Here is a 17991-nt window from a genome sequence, read left to right as displayed (position 1 = left end):
AAAAACCGGTTTATACGCTGCAGTTTCCGGGATGAATAGCGCGCTTCCAGCCGTTACCGCACTCTGAATTTGTCACACCACCATCGGCAGGCCGCTCTCGGGGTGGTGGATCACCTGTGCCGGATAGTCATAGAGACGGGCGATCAGCTCAGGGGTGAGTACTTCGGCAGGCGTGCCATCGGCCATCAGTTTGCCCCGCTCCAGCATCACCAGCCGATCGGCATAGCGCGCCGCCAGATTGAGGTCGTGCAGCACCACCAGCACAGCTGTATTGCGGCTGGCGAGGGCGCGCGCCATGGTGAGCAGCTGATGCTGGTATTTCAGATCCAGCGCCGAGGTGGGTTCGTCGAGCAGCAGCAAGCGGGGTTGCTCGGCCTGCCCGGTCGGAGAGGAGACCTGCCAGATCTGCGCCAGCACCCGGGCAAACTGCACCCGCTGCCGCTCGCCGCCGGAGAGCCCCGGATAGAGCCGCTTGGCCAGATGCTCGACCCCGGCATGGGTCATGGCCGCCGCCACAATCTCGTCACGCCGCGCTGCCGGTTCACTGTGGGGCAAGCGCCCCATGGCGACCACCTCCTCGCAGAGAAAGGGGAAGTTGAGTGAGGAGCTTTGCGGCAATACCCCGAGCCGGTGGGCAAGCTGGCTGCTGTCCCACTGCTGGCGATCTGCGCCAAACAGGGTGATGGAACCCTCATATTCCAGCTCGCCGGTCAGGCACTTGAGCAGCGAGCTCTTGCCCGCCCCGTTGGGGCCGAGCAGCGCGGTCAGGGTGCCGCTCTCGAGGTCGAGATTGAGCCCATCCAGGATCTGGCGCTGGCCACGGCGCAGGCTGAGTCGGGTGCAGCTCAACAGGGGGGAGGAGAGTGAGGATGAGAGTGCGGATGAGAGTGGTTGCATAACAGTCCGTATCACAGGGCGCGGCGGCCTTTTGCCAGCAGCCAGATGAAGAAGGGGGCGCCGAGCAGGGCGGTGATGATGCCCACCGGCAGCTCGGCCGGGGCCAGCAGGGTGCGTGCCAGCATATCGGCCGCCAGCAGCAGGGCGGCGCCAAGCAGGGCCGAGAGCGGCAGCAACCTGACATGGTTGGGGCCTGCCAGCAGGCGCACCAGATGGGGTACTACCAGCCCGACGAAGCCGATCATCCCCGATACCGCCACCGCCACCCCGACGCCCGCGGCGGTGAGCAGAATCAGACGACGTTTGAGGGATTGCACATTGACCCCCAGATGACGAGCCTCCCCTTCACCCAGCAGCAGGGCATTGAGGGGATTGGCATCGCGCATAAAGAGCCACAGCAGGGCCGCCAGGGTGAGCAGGGCCAGCGCCACATCGGCCGGTTTGCCTGCCGCCAGCGTTCCCATCTGCCACAGGCTCAGGTTGCGCAGCATCTGATCGTCCGCCAGATAGGTGAGCAGGCCGATCACAGCACCAGAGAGCGCCGTGATGGCGACCCCGGCCAGCAGCATGACAGTGACCGAGGTGCCCCCCTCACGGGTGCCGAGCAGATAGACCAGGGTGGTGGTGAGCGCGCCGCCGAGAAAGGCGAGCAGCGGCAGCAGACCAACCCCTATGGTGGCTTGCAGCTGCTGGCCGAGGGGGGCCAGCAGCACGATGGCGAGCGCCGCGCCGAGCGCCGCACCGCCGGAGACACCTATGATGCCTGGGTCAGCCAGGGGGTTGCGAAACAGCCCCTGCATCACTGCGCCACATAGCCCGAGGATCCCCCCCACTGCGATGCAGAGCAGGGTACGCGGCAGGCGAATTTCCTGCACGATCAGCAGCTTGTGTGACTCAATCCCGCTCTCCTGCCCGGCAAACAGCGCCCGCAGACTCTCGCCCAGGGTGAGGGTCATGGGGCCGGTTGCCAGCGAACCGAGCAGCAACAGTGCCAGTGCGGCCGTGGTGAAGGCCAGCAGCCAGGAGAGGGGTAACCGCATCATGACCCCTGCTTGATCCACTGGGCGATCTGGTTCGCCTGTTGCAGGGAGTTGAGGCTCAGGCCCCCTTGCAGGGCGTGGCCGTCGATGGCGTGAATGGCGTTACGCTTGCCAGCCGGGGTGGCGGCCAGGGCGGGCACTTCTGCCAGCACCTTGGCCGGATCGGCATATTGCTGCCAGTCACGACCGCTGACCAGTACCAGATCGGGCTGCATCTCGATGAGGGATTCTGCGGATACCGGCTTGTAGTTGCGCAATTCGGCGACCGGATTGATGCCGCCCGCCAGCGAGATCAGCGCGCTGGCGGTGGTGTCACCCCCGGCGATGCTGGTGGGTTGCCCCTTGTGCAGCAGCAGGAAGGCGACCTTGAGCGGTTTGTTCTGTTTGGCTTGCGCAGCCAGCTGATCGGTCTGGGCCTGGATCTCTGCCTTCAGGCGATCGCCAGCGGCTTTATCGCCCAGCAGGCTGGAGAGGGTGTCGATACGCTGATTGAGGTTGGCGAGAGTCGGCGCGGTATCCAGCACCTCCACCTTGACCCCGGCACGACGCAGCTGATCCAGGGTCGGGGCCGGGCCCATCTCGTCGCTGCCCACCAGTCGGGTGGGGGAGAGGCTCAGGATCCCTTCGGCGGCCAGTGCTCGGTGATAACCCACCTTGGGCAACCCTTTTGGCAAGGGGCTGCTGACATCGGTGGCGATCAGGCTCGATTCACCGCCAAGGGCCAGAATGAGTTCTGTGGTGGCCGGGCCGATACTGACGATACGCTCTTTCTGTCCGTCGGCGGCAACGGCAGAGAATGGGGACAGTGAACTGCAGAGCAGGGTGATGGCGAGGGCAAGACGACGGCCCATGCTAACCTCCGAAGGGGTGAATGAAACGGGTGTGCCGCCGAGAATATCAAGGCTTTGGAAAAAATGCACTGATAATGATAGCAATTATCAATTGCATTGATTTCGGTGCTTTATTAGAGTAGCCGCCATGATAAACAGCGGGACAGTATGGTCCCGCAGAGGGAGAAAACATGAGCATTGCACAACGCATTCACGCGCTGCTGGAGCAGGATCCCGGCGCTCATCCGTCCACCCTGGCGGCCCAGCTTGCCATCAGCGAATGGGAGGTGGTTCGCCATCTGCCCGCCGAGCTGGTGACCCTGTTGCCCACCGATCGTGCGCAAGGTCTGCTGGAAGATTTGGCCGACTGGGGCCCGGTGACCACCATCGTCGAATCAGAAGGATCCATCTTCGAGGTAAAAGCCCCCTTCCCGAAAGGCAAGGACGCACGCGGTTACTACAACCTGATGGGCCGCGACGGTGAGCTGCATGGTCATCTCAAGCTCGACAACGTGGCGGGGATTGCGCTGGTCAGCAAGCTGTTCATGGGCAAGGAGGGGCACTCCTTCCAGTTCTTCGGTCACTCCGGCCGCTGCATTTTCAAGGTCTATCTGGGTCGCGACGAGAAACGCCAGCTGCTGGCCGATCAGGTTACCCGTTTCATGGCGCTGCGCCACAACTCTCAAGAGGAAGTCAAAGCATGAGTGAACGTCAGGAGCGTCTGCAGAACCGCCTGCAACCGGAGATCCGCGAGTTTCGTGACAGCTGCCGCACCCTGCAGCTCGCCACCGTCGATGGCGAAGGCAATCCCAACGCCAGCTATGCCCCGTTCGTGCTACAGGAAGATGGCTACTATGTGCTGATCTCCGAGATCGCCCGCCACGCCCGCAACCTGCAACAGGTGCCGCGGGTATCCCTGATGCTGATCGAGGATGAGAGCGGTGCCCGCGAGCTGTTTGCCCGCAAGCGTTTGACCTTCGATGCGGTGGCTGAAGTGGTGGCCCGTGACGACGCTCGCTGGAGCAAGGCGGTGGCGGCGCTGGAGGGGCGTTTTGGCGAGATCATCAAGGGTCTCTCCAACCTCAAGGATTTCAAACTGTTCCGCCTCAAGCCGGAGCAGGGGCTGTTCGTCAAGGGCTTCGGCCAGGCGTTCGCAGTCTCCGGTGACGAGCTGGTGGATTTCGTCCATCTGGTGGAAGGGCACAAGCGCATCGATAACGGTGCCGAGCTTACCAGCCCGGCCGATGCGCCGGTCTGACGCTCCCTGTCGACCACGACAGCCGTCATAACAAAACGGGCAGCCAATTGGCTGCCCGTTTTTATTGCGTTATCTCATCCGGCCTTTTCAATCCTGCCAGCTGGCCTTGTTGGGAAAAGCGCGACGATCGGCATCGGTGGCCGTTTCGTTGCACTCTCCCCGCACCTTCCAGGAGGTCTGGCTCAGTACGATGTAGCCCTGGCGGCAATACTGCTTGGTCGCCAGGGTCTCGGTCAGCAGGTTCTCCTGTAACGCCTCCCGCTGTTCCAGCAGCCGCTGGCTCTGGGCCGCCGAGAGGCCGCGCGGCAAGGTGTCGTTAGGCGCGGCTTCAAAGGTGAACCGCTTGCTCCCCTCCTCGTTGATGTGGGTCAGAAACAGGGGTTCCGGCCCGTCATACTTCTGGCTGGGCAAGCTGGAGCAGGCCGACAGCAGGGGAACAATCAACAACAGGGTGGCAGACAACAGGCGCACGACAGACTCCAGTGAGAAACGAGGCGAGGCTCGCAGATTAGCACGGCTGCAGGGCGGGTGTTACTGCCAGCAGCTCGTCAGTGGTGAGCAGGGTGACACTGCGCCCCTCCGGCAGGCTGAGGTGGCGCCACATCCAGTGATGGTGCTCGGTGATCTGGGCCGCGCTCAGATGGGGGCGATTGGCGGTGGTGTGACCATCGCTCAACACCAGCACCTCGTACCCATGGGAGGCGGCACTGCGCACCGTGGTATCGACGCAAAAATCGGTGGCGCAGCCACAGAGAATGAGTCGATCGACCGGCTGCTCGGCCAGCAGGAAGGCAAGCTCGGTATCGAGAAAGCTGTCACAGGCCGTTTTGCGCACCCGGCTATCTCCTTTGGCCGGTTGCAGCGCACTGTGCAACTGCCAACCCGGTGTGCCCGGTTCCAGTTCGGTACCGGGGGGCGAGTCATGCTGGATATAGATGACCCGTCCCTGTTGCTGCCTGACATGGGCCGCAGCCCGATTGATATTGGCCAGCACCTGCTCCTGGCGGTAACGGGGCTCGTTGAACAAGCCTTGCTGCACATCGATGATCAGTAACACATCCATATTTTACCCGCCGTTTCCTGGAAGATTAGGGTTGCAGCCACTGGCTGCAGTCACGACTGCGGGATTGATGCAGCGCGCCCATATCTTGCTTCATCTCGTCACTGTTTTGCCAGCGCTTAGGCAGCGGCATGATGGTTACCTGCACATCGGCTGCGCGATCTGCAACAGAGGTCTCATCTGTGCGGGGCACGACCAGCGCCAACTTGAGGGCAGGATTGCGGCTGGCGATGCGACTGGCGAGTCCAAGCCCCCCCTCGACGTGGAAATTGCCGGCGATATGCATGATCTGCTGGCCCGGGTGCTTGGCGAGATAATCCACCATGCTCTCGGCCATGGTGTCATCCCAACTGGTCTGAGCAGCGAAGCGGCGGGCGTTGCTGTCGGCATCGCCGTGGTGCATGGAAGCCATAAATTTCTGGCGATAGGGATCATCCCCCAGCGTCAGTTGGCGGGCCAGCTGGCTGCGGCGCGACGCGGGCAGTTTGTCGAGCCACTCAGCCCCCTCCTGACCGACACAGCTCACCAGCGGCTTGGGGGCGTTGGCGGCGATCACCAGCATCTGGTGAGCCTTGGCAAACTCTACCAGCGGGCGGTAGTCGCTCGGATAGTTGGGCCAGGCGTTGCCTTCGCGGATCAAGGCCGCTTCACCAATCTGGTTCGCCAGATAGGCATCCAGCGTCTTCTGATCGGCGCGGCTGAACTGCTCCATGGAGAGAGCCAATGGCCGCCCGTGCTGCTGGCCAGCGGTGTAGAGCCCGCTCAGCAGGCGCGATTGCAACAGATGCACGGCGGGATGGCTGTGCAGCTCACCCACCAGAATGATGTCGGCGTCGGCAATGCGCGCGATCGCCTGCTCCAGCGTCAGGTCTGCTTCTCTTTCGCTGCTTAGCCGGTAGTCATAGAGCGTCTGCAACTGTGATGACTGGGTCGGTTGGGTGGGGGTGGCACAGGCTGCCAGTAGCAGCGGCAGGGCGAGCAGGGGAAGTCGTCTAATCATGGGATCTCACGGCTGATATGCCCGGATGCCGGTGCATCTCGGGGGGCTAATAGAGAATAAGGGCAACACAGGGCGACAGTGTAAAACCAATTTGGTTCAAAACAAATGAGAATGATTTCGTTTCTTGTTGATCTTTGTCGAGAGCCGGGTAATATGCGGCCTGTTTGATAACAGTTCTCAATAAGGATTCGCTGTGACCCATCATAACGCACTCTCTCTGGTTGCCCTCGCCGTGGCGGCCGGTCTCTCCTCCCAGGTCTTTGCTGCCACCCAGAAGGCGGATGAAGTCGTGGTCGTCAGCGGCTCACGGATGGAGCAAAAACTGGAAGATGTCTCCGGCCCCATCTCGGTGATCACCGCCAAGCAGATTGAAGAGCAGGTCGTCACCAATGTCGCCGACCTGTTCCGCTACGAACCCGGTGTGACCGTTCTGGGCGGTCAGGGGGATGCGCAGACCTTTATCATCCGCGGCATGGGGGAAAACCGAGTCAAGGTGGTGCGCGACGGTGTGCGCCAGAACGATGCCTACAGCAAGGGCGGTGTTGGCCAGAGCTACTTCGATACCGACATGATCAAGCAGGTAGAAGTGGCAAAGGGGCCGGCGTCTGCCGCCTACGGCTCCGATGCGCTGGGTGGCGTGATTGCCATCACCACCAAGGATGCCAGCGACTTCCTCAAGGGCAAGGATAGTTATCTGGATGTGACCAGCGGTTACGCCTCCAGCAGCCACCAGAAGATGGCGGGCTTTACCGGCGCCCTGCGCACCGGCGAGGTGGAGAACCTGCTGCGCTACACCTGGCGCGATGGCGGTGTGACCCAGAATTTCGACTCCACCAAGAACGACTTCGATATCGGTACCCACGCCCTGCTGCTCAAGAGCAAGTGGAACCTCTCCGATGAGCAGTTCCTCAAGCTGACCGTTGACTACCTGACCGATGGCGAGGAGCCGGATGCGGTCAAGCTCAACAAGGTCGGTACCGGCACTGCCCGTGTCTTTGATCAGCCCATCACCGACAAGCAGACCGACAACCTCTCAGTGGTGCTGGATCACGGCATCGCGCTGAATCAAGGCTGGGCCGATCGGATGGATAGCAAGGTCTATTTCGCCCGCACCAAGCAGACGCTGGATCAGTACGCCTCATCCAAGTATCCGGTCAGCCCCGGCAACCCCTATGTGACCAAAAACTCGCTGGATCACAACGTGTTCGATCAGAAGAACATCGGCGCCCAGCTGCAGTTCCACAAGGCAGTCGCCAACCACCGCCTGGCTTGGGGGGCTGAATACGAGCACACCGACAACGAACGTACCCGTTACAAGGGGCCGACGACTCCCGGTGATTTTGTCGGCTACAACGAGCTGAGCTTCCCGGCTACCACCAGCGAGCGCAGCGCCCTGTGGGCCTTTGACGAGATCAAGTTTGGCGAGCGCTGGGTGCTGACCCCGGGTGCCCGTTATGACTACTACCGGATGACCCCGGACAACGATCCGGCCTACACAGGCGACAAGCTGCACAAGTTCTCCGAAGGGGAGTTGTCACCCAAGCTGGGTCTGGTGTTCAAGGCCCACGAGGCGGCCAACCTGTTCGCCCAGTACAGCCACGGTTTCAAGGCCCCCATGTATGACAGTGCCTTCTCCACTCTGAACCATCAGGCGTACGGCTATCGCATCGAGCCCAACCCGAACCTCAATCCGGAGAGCAGCGACGGCATCGATCTCGGCGTGCGTGGCAGCAGCAACGGCTTCAGCTATGAAGTAGCCAGCTTCTACAACAAGTTTGAAGACTTCATCGAGATGGTGGAAGTGGGCAAAGAGGGGCGCACCGCCGTCTACCAGTACCAGAACCTGAGCAAGGCGACCACCAAAGGGGTCGAAGCCAAGGCGGATTACTGGCTCAACGACATCGTCAATGTATGGGGCAACCTCGCCTACATCGAAGGCAAGGATGGGGATGGCAACTACATCAACAGCCTGAGCCCGCTGAACGGCTCCGTCGGTGTGCGTCTGGAACAGTCCCAATGGAACTTCAACACCGCGCTGCGCTTTGCTGACGACATGGACAAAGTCCGTAAAGACAGCAAAGGCAACGATTACGTGAAGAGCGCCGGTTGGGGTGTGGTGGATATGTACGCCCAGTTCAACCCGATGACCGACCTGCAGCTCAACGTCGGGGTCTTCAACCTGTTTGACAAGGAGTACACCAGCTACGAGCGCATCGCCGGTCGTGCCGAGGGCTCCGATAACAGCATGATGACCGAACCGGGCCGCAACCTGAGTGCACGGGTCAAATACGTATTCTAAAAAGACAACACACGCAGCCGGGCTAGAAGCATCTCGGCCTACCCAAGGCCCGCACCATATGGTGCGGGCTTTTTGTCATGTGGTATCTGGAAAAGTGCCGGGTATTGTTGGAGTCGATTTTTTTAATGTCTCTCTAGTTTTCATACTGGCCAATAACTCTTGCTGTATTAAGCACTTAATGCCGAGTTTTTTTGATAAATAGTCCGCAATATGGGCCCAGGAAAACAAAACCCCCGGTGCCGTGCACTGGGGGGGTGAGTCGTTCAAATTAGTTGAAAAGATCTGAACCTGTCGTGGGCTCAGATTTTTCTGTTCAACCTTCTTACATTGTGATTTTCAGTTATCCGCTACAGCACGCAGACCGGGCAGAAGGCGTAGGTGCCTTGCGGATCGTTGAAGCGGGTGAGCGGGTCGAGACTGCGGTTCACTTTCACCAATGCCTTGCCAAATCCAGCCGGCAGCCAGCTTTGCAACTGGGGGGCCAGCACTTGGGCACTGCTGTCAAACAGCTGGCGCAGGAACTTGTCCTTGGTGGACTCCTCCTGCTCGATGGGGGTCACCTGCCACTCTTTGAGGTTGGCCAGTTCGGCGGCTGCCTTGATGGCGTCATCCAGATTGCCGAACTCGTCCACCAGCCCCAGGGCCTTGGCATCCTCACCAGTCCAGACTCGGCCTTCGGCCGCTTTTTCGGCCTCTTCCGGGCTCAGACCACGGCCCTTGCTGACCAGACCGATGAAGCGCTGGTAGGTATCCTCCACGCTCAGCTGGATTGCCTGACCTACGTGATCCGGCAAGGCGCGGGTCGGGCCGACGCCAACGTAATCTGTGGTGCCGACCCCGTCGGTATGCACCCCGAACTGGGCCAACGCCTTGTCGATGGTGGCGAACATGCCGAATACCCCGATGGAGCCGGTGAGGGTGGTCGGGGAGGCGAAGATCTTGTCCGCATCGGCGGAGATCCAGTAGCCACCGGATGCGGCATAGCTGCCCATGGAGACCACTACCGGTTTGCCTGCCTGTTTCAGGGCCAGCAGCTCGGCGCGGATCTGCTCGGCGGCGAAGGCGCTGCCGCCCGGGCTGTCGACCCGCAGGACCACGGCTTTAACCTTGTCATCGCGGCGGGCATCGGCCAGCAGGTCGGAGAGGCTATCACCGCCGATGGTTCCGGCAGGCTGTACGCCATCCATGATGGCGCCGCTGGCGACCACCAGACCCACCTCATCCTTGCCGCTCTGGGGATATTGTTCCGGAATGGCAGCCAGATACTCTTTCAGGCCGACCCCTTTCCAGCCGTGGTCGTCCGCTTCACCCACCTCTTTAATGACCGCCTGGGTCATCTCGTCGCGGGTGGCCAGCTGATCCACCAGCCCGTTGTCGAGGGCGTAGTTGGCGGCATTGCCACCGGCCTTGCGCAACAGCTCGAGGAAGCGATCCTTGCCCGGCGCGACCGCCTCGGGTTCGATCTCCCGCTGCTCGGCTACGTCAGCCACATAGGATTGCCACAGCTGATCCAGCCAGCGCTGGTTCGCCTCTTTGCTCTCGGGGGACATCTCGTCGCGGGTATAGGGTTCGACGAAGGATTTGTAGGTGCCGACCTTGAATACATGCGGGGTGATGTTGAGCTTCTCCAGCGCCGACTTGAAGTAGGTCTGGTAGACCCCAAGCCCCTCGATCACCACGGCGCCGCTCTGGTTGAGCAGCACGTGATCGGCGTGGGCCGCCAGCAGGTACTGGCCTTGAGTGTAGAAGTCGGCCATGGCGATCACCGGTTTGCCGCTCTCCCGGAAGGAGTCGATGGCACTCGCCACCTCCTGCAGTTTGGTGAAGTTGGCTCCCTGCAGCCCTTGTGGCTTGATCACCAGCGCCTTGATGCGCTCGTCATCCTTGGCACTCTTGATGGCCCACAGCAGGTCGGAGAGGACGATCTCGCTCGGCTGCTCGTCGCTGCTGTCCATCTGGCGCAGCAGTTGTACGGTGGGATCTGTCTGGGAGCGTTGCTCCACCAGCACGCCGTTGAGATTGAGGGTTAGCGCCCCTTCGATGGGCGCCTTGGGGGCCTCTTTCTGGCTGACGCTGAAGACGATGACCAGCACTACGATGAGAAACAGCAGATTGACCAGCATCAGCCGGGTGAAATTGAGCAGGCGCCACAGGCTGCGGAACAACCAACCCAGACCTTTGAAAATAGACATAGTCGCGTTATCGCCCTGTTAATGGGTAGAGAAGAGCCATTATTAACCAGTTGCGGGCGAAATTGCCATTTCCGACTGGCGGATCCCGCCTATCTTCGTTCAGGGCACGGCTGTTCGCTGAAAAATTGTCCAAACATTTGTTTGAAAAAGAATTTTCGATTCTTTACTCTAGCTTCAGTTTGATAACAAAAAATTAACTGGAGGCATCGTGAGCCGCTATCCGACCCTGCTGACCCCGCTCGACCTTGGTTTTACCCAGCTGCGCAACCGCGTCTTGATGGGCTCCATGCATACCGGCCTCGAAGAGGAGAAGGGCGGTTTTGACAAGCTGGCCGCCTTTTATGCCGAGCGCGCCCGTGGTGGTGTTGGCCTTATCGTCACCGGCGGCATTGCCCCCAACTTGCGCGGTCGGCTGGTACCTCACGGCTCCCAGCTGAGCTTCCCCTGGCAGGTGAGCAAGCACAAGAAGGTGACCAGCGCCGTGCATCAGGAGGGGGGCAAGATAGCGCTGCAGATCCTCCATGCCGGTCGTTACGCCTATCATCCCTTCAGTCTGGCCCCGAGCGCCCTCAAAGCCCCCATCTCCCCGTTCAAGCCACGCGCCATGAGCGAGCGACAGATCCGCGGCACCATTCGCGACTTCGCTGCTACAGCAGCGCTGGCCAAGGCGGCCGGTTATGACGGGGTTGAGGTGATGGGGTCGGAAGGCTATCTCATCAACCAGTTCATCTGCGAGCGCACCAACAAACGCACCGATGGCTGGGGCGGCAGCAGCGAAAACCGGATGCGCTTTCCGGTGGAGATTGTCCGCGCCATTCGCGAGCGGGTCGGCACCGACTTCATCATTATCTTCCGCCTCTCCATGCTGGATCTGGTGGAGCAGGGCTCGACCCTGGAAGAGGTGATTACGCTCGGCAAAGCGCTGGAAGCGGTGGGGGTGACCCTCATCAACACCGGCATCGGTTGGCACGAAGCGCGTATTCCCACCATCGCCACCAGCGTGCCGCGCGGCGCCTTCAGCTGGGTGACCGCCGAGCTGAAAAAACACCTCAAGGTGCCCCTCATAACCACCAACCGTATCAACACCCCCGAGGTGGCCGAGCGGATTCTGGCGGGGGGCGAGGCGGATATGGTCTCCATGGCGCGCCCCTTCCTGGCGGATCCCGAGTTTGTCATCAAGGCGGCCGAGAACCGTGCGGACGAGATCAACACCTGCATCGCCTGCAATCAGGCTTGCCTCGACCATGTGTTCAAGCAGAAGCGCGCCTCCTGTCTGGTCAATCCCCGCGCCTGCTTCGAGACCGAGCTGACATTCGGTCGCGTGCCCCAGCCCAAGAAGCTGGCGGTGGTGGGGGCGGGCCCGGCCGGGCTGGCGTTTGCCTGCTACGCTGCCGAGCGCGGTCATCAGGTGAGCCTGTTCGATCAGGCCAGCGAAATCGGCGGCCAGTTCAACTTCGCCAAGCAGATCCCGGGCAAGGAGGAGTTTCACGAAACCCTGCGCTATTTTGCCAAGCGGCTGGAGAAGTGCGGCGTCGAGCTCTATCTGGGCCAGCGCCAGAGTGCCGAGAGCCTGCTCGGCGGTGGTTTTGACGAGGTGATCCTCGCCACCGGTATCCGTCCGCGCACCCCCAATATCCCGGGGATCGAGCATCCCAAGGTATTGAACTACCTCGATGTATTGCGGGATCACAAGCCGGTCGGCCAGAAGGTGGCGGTGATCGGTGCCGGCGGCATCGGCTTTGATGTGGCCGAATTCCTTGTGGAGAAAAGGGTCGAGAAGAAGGTGGAGACGGATGCCGATGGGTACCGTGATCACTGGCTCAAGGAGTGGGGCATCGACAAACAGCTTGGCGAGCGCGGTGGCCTCACGGTTCCTGAAATCGACGCCCCCGAGCGCCAGATCTGGCTGCTCCAGCGCAAGGAGAGCAAGGTGGGTGACGGCCTTGGCAAAACCACCGGCTGGATCCACCGTACCGTGCTCAAGAACCGCAAGGTGCAGATGCTCTCCGGGGTGCAATATCTGGGGATCGATGACGAGGGCTTGCACATTCAGGTGGGCGAGAGCAAGCAGTGTCTGCCGGTGGATCAGGTGATCGTCTGCGCCGGGCAGGAGCCCCTCAAGGAGCTGCAGGCGGGTTTGCAGGCTGCAGGCAAGCCGGTACACATCATCGGTGGTGCCGACGTGGCAGCCGAGCTGGATGCCAAGCGCGCCATCCGGCAAGGGGCCGAGCTGGCTGCGGTCATCTAGCCAGCTGTGCCCTCTTGTCCTTTATAGTGCGATAAACCCCTGAGCCTCAGGGGTTTTCTTCATTCGGTGCTGTGCTAAGGTAGCGCCATCATTGCCCCAGAGAAGGAATTGCCCATGGATGCCCTCACCCTGTTGCTCAACCGCCACTCCTGTGGCCGTCTCGCCGAGCCCGCCCCGAGCGGTGAGGTGCTCGACAATATCCTCAAAGCGGGCCTGCGCGCGCCGGATCACGGCACCCTGACTCCCTGGCAGTTCATTCTGTTTGAAGGAGAGGGGCGCGAGCGGCTGGGCAAACTGCTGGCCGAGGCGGCCCGTGCCCGCGGTGAAGATGAAGAGAGCATCAAGAAGTGCAGCGAAGCGCCACTGCGGGCGCCCTTGGTCGTCGCCGTGGCAACCCGTTATCAGGATCACCCCAAGGTGCCGAAACTGGAGCAGGAGCTCTCTGCCGGTTGTGCCCTGATGGCGATGCAGATGGCGGCGCAGGCACAGGGCTTCAACGGTATCTGGCGCTCCGGCTGGTTTATCTTCGATGAGCAGATCAACAAGGGATTGGGGCTGGCGGGAGAGGATCAGCTGGTGGGTTTCCTCTATCTCGGTACCCCCATGCTGGAAGCGCGTAAACTGCGCGAGCTGCCGCTTGATGAGTTTGTCCGCCGTTTCTGACTTTTCGGCCACGTTGCGGTTGAGAGAAGCAAAGCCTCGAGAAATCGGGGCTTTTCTGTTTAACCGTGAATAGTAACCAGAGAAATTGGGGAAAATAAATGGGCCAAAGAGGCTTCGCGCGTCATAGCAGGTAATTATTTAAATAGTGCGATGTACCTCGCAATCCTGTTGTATTTCACTATGTAAAACGTTTGCGCATTCGCTAATATCTCCCTGCCAGTTTAGAAGGGCACTCCTTCTAATTTTTCTGCGATGAGAGTCGCAATTCCGTAGCACCTTTTAACAGCCCAACGTCTTCGTGACATTGGGCTTTATTTTTATGGGGTGTCGGGGTTGCTGTGAGCTGATGGCAGCATCGTCATGCAGCCCGGTTGGCAGCCTTATGCCCTGTTTTTGGCTGGCAGGATCCGGGCTGGATTGCCGACTACCCGAGCTCCGGCCGGTACATCTTTGGTGACTACGGCGCCAGCGCCGACGATCGCCTCCCGCCCTATGGTGACGCCGGGCAGCAAGATGGCGCCGCCACCAATCCAGACCTTGTCTTCAATGGTGACCGGCAGCGCCGTCTCTGTGCCCTGAATTCGTTTGTCGGCCTCCAGTGCATGGGCTGCGGTATAGATCTGCACGTTTGGCCCAATCATCACGTTGGCTCCGATGCGGATGGGGGCATTGTCCAGCAGGGTCGCTCCCATATTGATGTAGGAGTCCTTACCAAGCTGAATATCACGGCCATAGGTACAGTAGAGGGGTGGGCAGATAAAGGCGTTCTCTGCCAGTTCGCCAATCAGCTCCGCCAGTAGTGCCCGCTGCTCTGCTTCCTCTTCCGCCTGATTGAAACGGCGATAGCGCCGTGCCGCCTCCCGGCGCAACTGGGCCAGCTCGGGTGCCATGCAGTTGTACGGTTGGCTGCTAATCATCTTCTGGTATTCGCTCATGGCAGGGCCTCAATGATGTGGAAGAACGATGTTAATCCCTCATTGGCCAGAGAAGCGTGAACCGTCCCCCAGAGTGGGAAAGGGGGAGAAACAACAAGAGCACCCGCGGGTGCTCTTGTTTGATAAAGATGCTGACTTTCCGCCTTGAGAGCGGGAGCTATGTTTAGCCGTGCTTGCGGCCGGAGAGGCGGCACCACTCCTCCTTGACGGCGGTCGGGTCCATCTCGAACCACTGGCCGTAGATGGTTTCCAGTTCCGGGGCCTGACTTTCCAGCACGCCGGAGAGGGCCATCAGGCTGCCCGCTTTGCCGTGACCGGCGATCAGCGGTGCCAGTTCGCGCAGCGGGCCGGCCAGGATGTTGGCGACCACCACGTCAGCTTCGACATCTTGCGGCTGGTCGGCTGGCAGATAGAGCTCAATCTGGTCGGCGACGCCGTTACGCGCGGCGTTGTCGCGACTGGCCTGAATGGCTTGCGGGTCGATGTCGATGCCGATAACTCGGGCGGCACCCAGTTTCAGGGCTGCGATGCCGAGAATGCCGGAGCCACAGCCAAAATCGACCACGGTTTTACCGGTCAGATCCAGCCCGTCCAGCCACTGCAGGCAGAGGGCGGTGGTGGGGTGGGTACCGGTACCGAAGGCCAGACCCGGATCCAGCATGACGTTGACCGCATCGGGGTTCGGCACGTCGCGCCAGCTCGGGCAGATCCAGAGGCGCTCGCCAAACTGCATGGGGTGGAAGTGATCCATCCACTCGCGCACCCAGTCCTTGTCTTCCAGCTGCTCGACCTTGTAGCCGACATTTTCGCCGAAGATCTGCTGGAAGAAGGCGATGGTGGGAGCCGGATCGGTTTCGGCATCGAACAGACCCATCACTTCGGTCTCGCCCCAGAGCGGGGTTTCACCGGGCATGGGTTCATAGACGGGCACATCCTTGGCATCCATAAAGGTCACCGCCTGGGCTCCACGCCCCAGCAGCATGTTGCTCACCTTGTCTGCGGTCTTGGCAGTGGCGTTGATTCGAATTTGTATCCAGGGCATGGCGTCGACTCTTCATAAATGTGAAACCGCGAGATTCTACCATCATGGGGCAGTGCTGTCGTGGTTTGCCCATGACGTGGAGGGATTCGGGGGCTTTTGCCGGATTGGCACGGTTCCTGTATTGCTCTATGCAGGCGAAGACGACCGGTTTTCGCTGAACGCTTTGCTCAAGTTCCGTCATCTTTCACTGCCACCCTCGGGTGGCATTTTTTTATCTGCACTTGTTTGCCTGGTAAACAGTCTGCCAGATAAAAAAAGAGCAAGGTTGGCACCTTGCTCAAGGACGGGCTGACGCCGTTTTGGCGCATTCATGCTGCTGTTGGCACGCCAGATGCAGAGACGAATATGTCCTGCATAAGGATATGTGTGTGATTGTTACCCCAATGTTCAGGTATTCAGGCCATTTCTCGCGAAATGGCCTCTTTTTTGGCTGATTGTCGGACGTTGGTCTGCCACAGGCTGTCATGAGTGCAGCTGATTGTGCCCGTTTGGGGCATCTCCTTGGTGAACTTATCCCATCATGGTGCGTTGGAGGGCTTAGTTGGCAAAGCCGCTCATGTCGATCACCAGCTTGCCTACCATGCGGCCCGCCTCCACCTCGGCATGGGCCTGAGCCAGCGTGACCGGGGTCAGCGACGGGATGGTTCTGGTCAGGGTGGTCTGCAATACCCCTTCATCGACCAGTGCAGCCACCCGGCCGAGCAGGCGGTGCTGTTCGATCATGTCCGGCGTCTGGAACAGGGAGCGGGTGAACATGAACTCCTGGCTGAAGGTGACGCTCTTGCTCTTGAGCAGGGAGAGATCCCACGGCTCGCTCGATTCGGCGATGGTGCAGATATGGCCAAACGGGCGGATCAGCCCTGCCATGGTGGCCCAGTGCTCGGCGGTGGCGTTGGTGCAGAAGATGGCATCGACCTGAGTGATGCCAAGGGCGGTCAGCTCCTCCTGCAACTTGTGGTGGTTCACGACCTGATGGGCGCCCATCTCGAGGCACCACTCGCGGCTCTCGGGGCGGGAGGCGGTAGCAATCACCTCCATGTCGGTGAGCTGGCGGGCCAGCTGGATGGCGATGGAGCCCACGCCACCGGCGCCGCCGATGATCAGCAGTTTGCCACGGCTTTCGCGGGTAAGAGCGAAGCGCTCGAACAGGGTTTCCCAAGCGGTGATGGCGGTGAGCGGCAGGGCGGCGGCCTCCACATCGCTCAAGGTGGTGGGGGCGATCGCGGCGATGCGCTCATCCACCAGTTGCAGGGCGCTGTTGCTGCCGGGGCGGCTGATATCACCGGCATACCAGACCCGGTCGCCCGCCTTGAACAGGGTGACTTCGCTGCCGATGGCGATCACTTCCCCCACCGCATCCCAGCCGAGTACCCGAGGCGAGCTTTCAATTTTGGCCTTGGGGGAGCGCACCTTGGTATCTACCGGATTGACGGAGGTGGCGGTAACCCGCACCAGCAGATCCCGCGGGCCCGGAACCGGATCGGGCAGGTTGGCGGCGATGAAACAGTCGGGGTGGTCGCTTGGCAGATAGTGAGTCAGGGCAATGGCTTTCATGGTTTTTCCTTTCAAATCGCTGTGTTCGGGATTGCCACTCACTCTAGTCTGGTTGATTATCAAGATTAAGATGGGTAATCGGTAAAGACTGTTTGAATATATGAACAATGTCGATCTGGAGTTGATGGGACTGTTTGCCACCGTGGTGGAGCAGGGAAGCTTTACCCGGGCCGCCGAGCTGCTTGGTATGCCCAAGTCGTCGGTGAGCCAGAAGATCTCGCGGCTCGAATCCCAGCTCGGGGTGCGGCTGTTGCAGCGTACCACTCGCAGGTTGAGCCTGACTCCGCAGGGGGAGCTCTATGTGGAGCACTGTCAGGGGCTGCTGGCATTGGCCCGCAGCGCCAATCTGGCGATGGCACGGCTGCGCTCGGCCCCGGCGGGGCGGGTGCGGATCACCGCCCCCGAGGCGACCGGCACCCTGCTGCTTGGCCGGATCCTCGCCGAGTTTCGCGCCCTCTATCCCGAAGTGGTGCTGGAGCTGACTCTGAGCGATGAACAGCTCGATCTGGTGGGGGAAGGTTATGATTTGGCGCTGCGGGCGGCGCCGCTGAAAGACTCCAGCCTCATCTGTCGGCGTATCGGTCAGGTGGCGCGTCATCTGGTGGCTGCGCCCGCCTATCTGGCGGCCCACGGCATGCCGCAGCAGTTGAGCGAGCTGGGCCGTTATGCCTGTCTGGTGCACTCGGCCATGCCGGTGTGGCCATTGCAAGAGGGGGGTTGGCGGCCGCAGGGGGCCTGTGTCAGCAACAGCTTGCTGGCGCTGCGGGAGATGGCGCTCCATGACGGGGGGATTGCCCTGTTGCCCCACCATGTCTGCGAAGGGGATTTGGCGGTGGGGCGATTGCAGAAGGTGTTGCCGGATCAGCCCATTCCGGCCAACCCGTTCTACCTAATCTATCCCAGTCGGGAGCATCTGGCCCCCGCTCTGCGCACCCTGATGGATTTCGTGGCCGAGCGGTTGCTGTTTGCCTGA

The 17991-nt window shown here is 60.9% G+C and carries 16 protein-coding genes; 6 read left to right on the top strand and 10 right to left on the bottom strand.

Features of this window, described 5'->3' with window-relative positions; translation table 11 throughout:
• Positions 1-72: 72 nt before the first annotated feature.
• The 3 genes from ACTG2U_RS08455 to ACTG2U_RS08445 are packed head-to-tail and all read right to left on the bottom strand — an operon-like array spanning position 73 to position 2788.
• Complete coding sequence (locus ACTG2U_RS08455; protein ID WP_439974352.1) at positions 73-897, bottom strand: heme ABC transporter ATP-binding protein; 825 nt, start codon at positions 895-897, stop codon at positions 73-75.
• A gap of 11 nt (positions 898-908) precedes the next feature.
• Positions 909-1940 (bottom strand): FecCD family ABC transporter permease, encoded by a 1032-nt coding sequence (locus tag ACTG2U_RS08450; RefSeq protein ID WP_439974351.1) that lies wholly within the window; start codon positions 1938-1940, stop codon positions 909-911.
• Positions 1937-2788 carry a heme/hemin ABC transporter substrate-binding protein gene (locus ACTG2U_RS08445; protein ID WP_042080088.1) on the bottom strand — a complete coding sequence of 284 codons (852 nt, stop codon included), beginning with the start codon at positions 2786-2788 and terminating at the stop codon, positions 1937-1939. The genes ACTG2U_RS08450 and ACTG2U_RS08445 overlap by 4 nt, the downstream gene beginning before the upstream one ends.
• Before the next feature lie 170 nt (positions 2789-2958).
• Here ACTG2U_RS08445 and hutX point away from each other — a divergent pair, with 170 nt between their 5' ends.
• Entirely contained in the window at positions 2959-3471 is a 513-nt protein-coding gene (hutX, locus tag ACTG2U_RS08440) for a heme utilization cystosolic carrier protein HutX (protein ID WP_252657238.1), read from the top strand.
• Positions 3468-4025, top strand: a complete 558-nt coding sequence (gene hutZ / locus ACTG2U_RS08435; protein WP_005335257.1) for a heme utilization protein HutZ — start codon at positions 3468-3470, stop codon at positions 4023-4025. The genes hutX and hutZ overlap by 4 nt, the downstream gene beginning before the upstream one ends.
• A gap of 87 nt (positions 4026-4112) precedes the next feature.
• On the opposite strand, the gene ACTG2U_RS08430 is transcribed toward hutZ, so the two are convergent.
• Genes ACTG2U_RS08430 through ACTG2U_RS08420 form a run of 3 tightly spaced genes read right to left on the bottom strand, consistent with a single transcriptional unit; the run spans position 4113 to position 6085 of the window.
• Entirely contained in the window at positions 4113-4496 is a 384-nt protein-coding gene (locus ACTG2U_RS08430; protein WP_439974350.1) for a hypothetical protein, read from the bottom strand.
• Between the two features lie 37 nt (positions 4497-4533).
• A complete protein-coding gene (locus ACTG2U_RS08425; RefSeq protein ID WP_421301559.1) occupies positions 4534-5088 on the bottom strand; it encodes a cysteine hydrolase family protein in 555 nt (184 codons plus the stop codon).
• Between the two features lie 25 nt (positions 5089-5113).
• Positions 5114-6085, bottom strand: a complete 972-nt coding sequence (locus ACTG2U_RS08420) for a ChaN family lipoprotein (RefSeq protein ID WP_439974349.1) — start codon at positions 6083-6085, stop codon at positions 5114-5116.
• A gap of 193 nt (positions 6086-6278) precedes the next feature.
• On the opposite strand from ACTG2U_RS08420, the gene ACTG2U_RS08415 reads away from it, so the two are divergent.
• Positions 6279-8384, top strand: a complete 2106-nt coding sequence (locus ACTG2U_RS08415) for a TonB-dependent hemoglobin/transferrin/lactoferrin family receptor (protein ID WP_139442008.1) — start codon at positions 6279-6281, stop codon at positions 8382-8384.
• A gap of 347 nt (positions 8385-8731) precedes the next feature.
• Here ACTG2U_RS08415 and sppA read toward each other — a convergent pair whose 3' ends face one another.
• Positions 8732-10576, bottom strand: coding sequence for a signal peptide peptidase SppA (sppA, locus tag ACTG2U_RS08410; RefSeq protein ID WP_439974348.1), 1845 nt, complete (start codon positions 10574-10576; stop codon positions 8732-8734).
• A gap of 208 nt (positions 10577-10784) precedes the next feature.
• On the opposite strand from sppA, the gene ACTG2U_RS08405 reads away from it, so the two are divergent.
• Positions 10785-12824, top strand: coding sequence for an oxidoreductase (locus ACTG2U_RS08405; protein WP_439974347.1), 2040 nt, complete (start codon positions 10785-10787; stop codon positions 12822-12824).
• A gap of 114 nt (positions 12825-12938) precedes the next feature.
• Positions 12939-13487 carry an NAD(P)H nitroreductase gene (locus ACTG2U_RS08400; RefSeq protein WP_439974346.1) on the top strand — a complete coding sequence of 183 codons (549 nt, stop codon included), beginning with the start codon at positions 12939-12941 and terminating at the stop codon, positions 13485-13487.
• Positions 13488-13867: 380 nt separating this feature from the next.
• Here the strand turns inward: ACTG2U_RS08400 and ACTG2U_RS08395 are convergent, their stop codons facing one another.
• The 3 genes from ACTG2U_RS08395 to ACTG2U_RS08385 form a co-directional block, all read right to left on the bottom strand.
• Positions 13868-14422, bottom strand: a complete 555-nt coding sequence (locus tag ACTG2U_RS08395; RefSeq protein WP_439974345.1) for a sugar O-acetyltransferase — start codon at positions 14420-14422, stop codon at positions 13868-13870.
• A gap of 163 nt (positions 14423-14585) precedes the next feature.
• Positions 14586-15464 (bottom strand): 50S ribosomal protein L11 methyltransferase, encoded by an 879-nt coding sequence (gene prmA / locus ACTG2U_RS08390; RefSeq protein WP_005338919.1) that lies wholly within the window; start codon positions 15462-15464, stop codon positions 14586-14588.
• A 537-nt stretch (positions 15465-16001) separates the two neighbouring features.
• Positions 16002-17018 (bottom strand): zinc-binding alcohol dehydrogenase family protein, encoded by a 1017-nt coding sequence (locus ACTG2U_RS08385; protein WP_075115402.1) that lies wholly within the window; start codon positions 17016-17018, stop codon positions 16002-16004.
• 100 nt (positions 17019-17118) lie between these two features.
• Between ACTG2U_RS08385 and ACTG2U_RS08380 the strand changes: the two genes are divergently transcribed.
• The gene (locus tag ACTG2U_RS08380) at positions 17119-17991 is read left to right on the top strand and encodes a LysR substrate-binding domain-containing protein (protein WP_439974344.1); all 873 of its coding nucleotides are present in this window, start codon (positions 17119-17121) and stop codon (positions 17989-17991) included.

Origin of the sequence: Aeromonas sp. 95A (assembly GCF_051919235.1) — a bacterium.
Taxonomy (GTDB): Bacteria; Pseudomonadota; Gammaproteobacteria; order Enterobacterales; family Aeromonadaceae; genus Aeromonas; species Aeromonas veronii.
The sequence above is the reverse complement of the archived record's forward strand: the minus strand, read 5'-3'. Positions and strand labels throughout refer to the sequence as shown.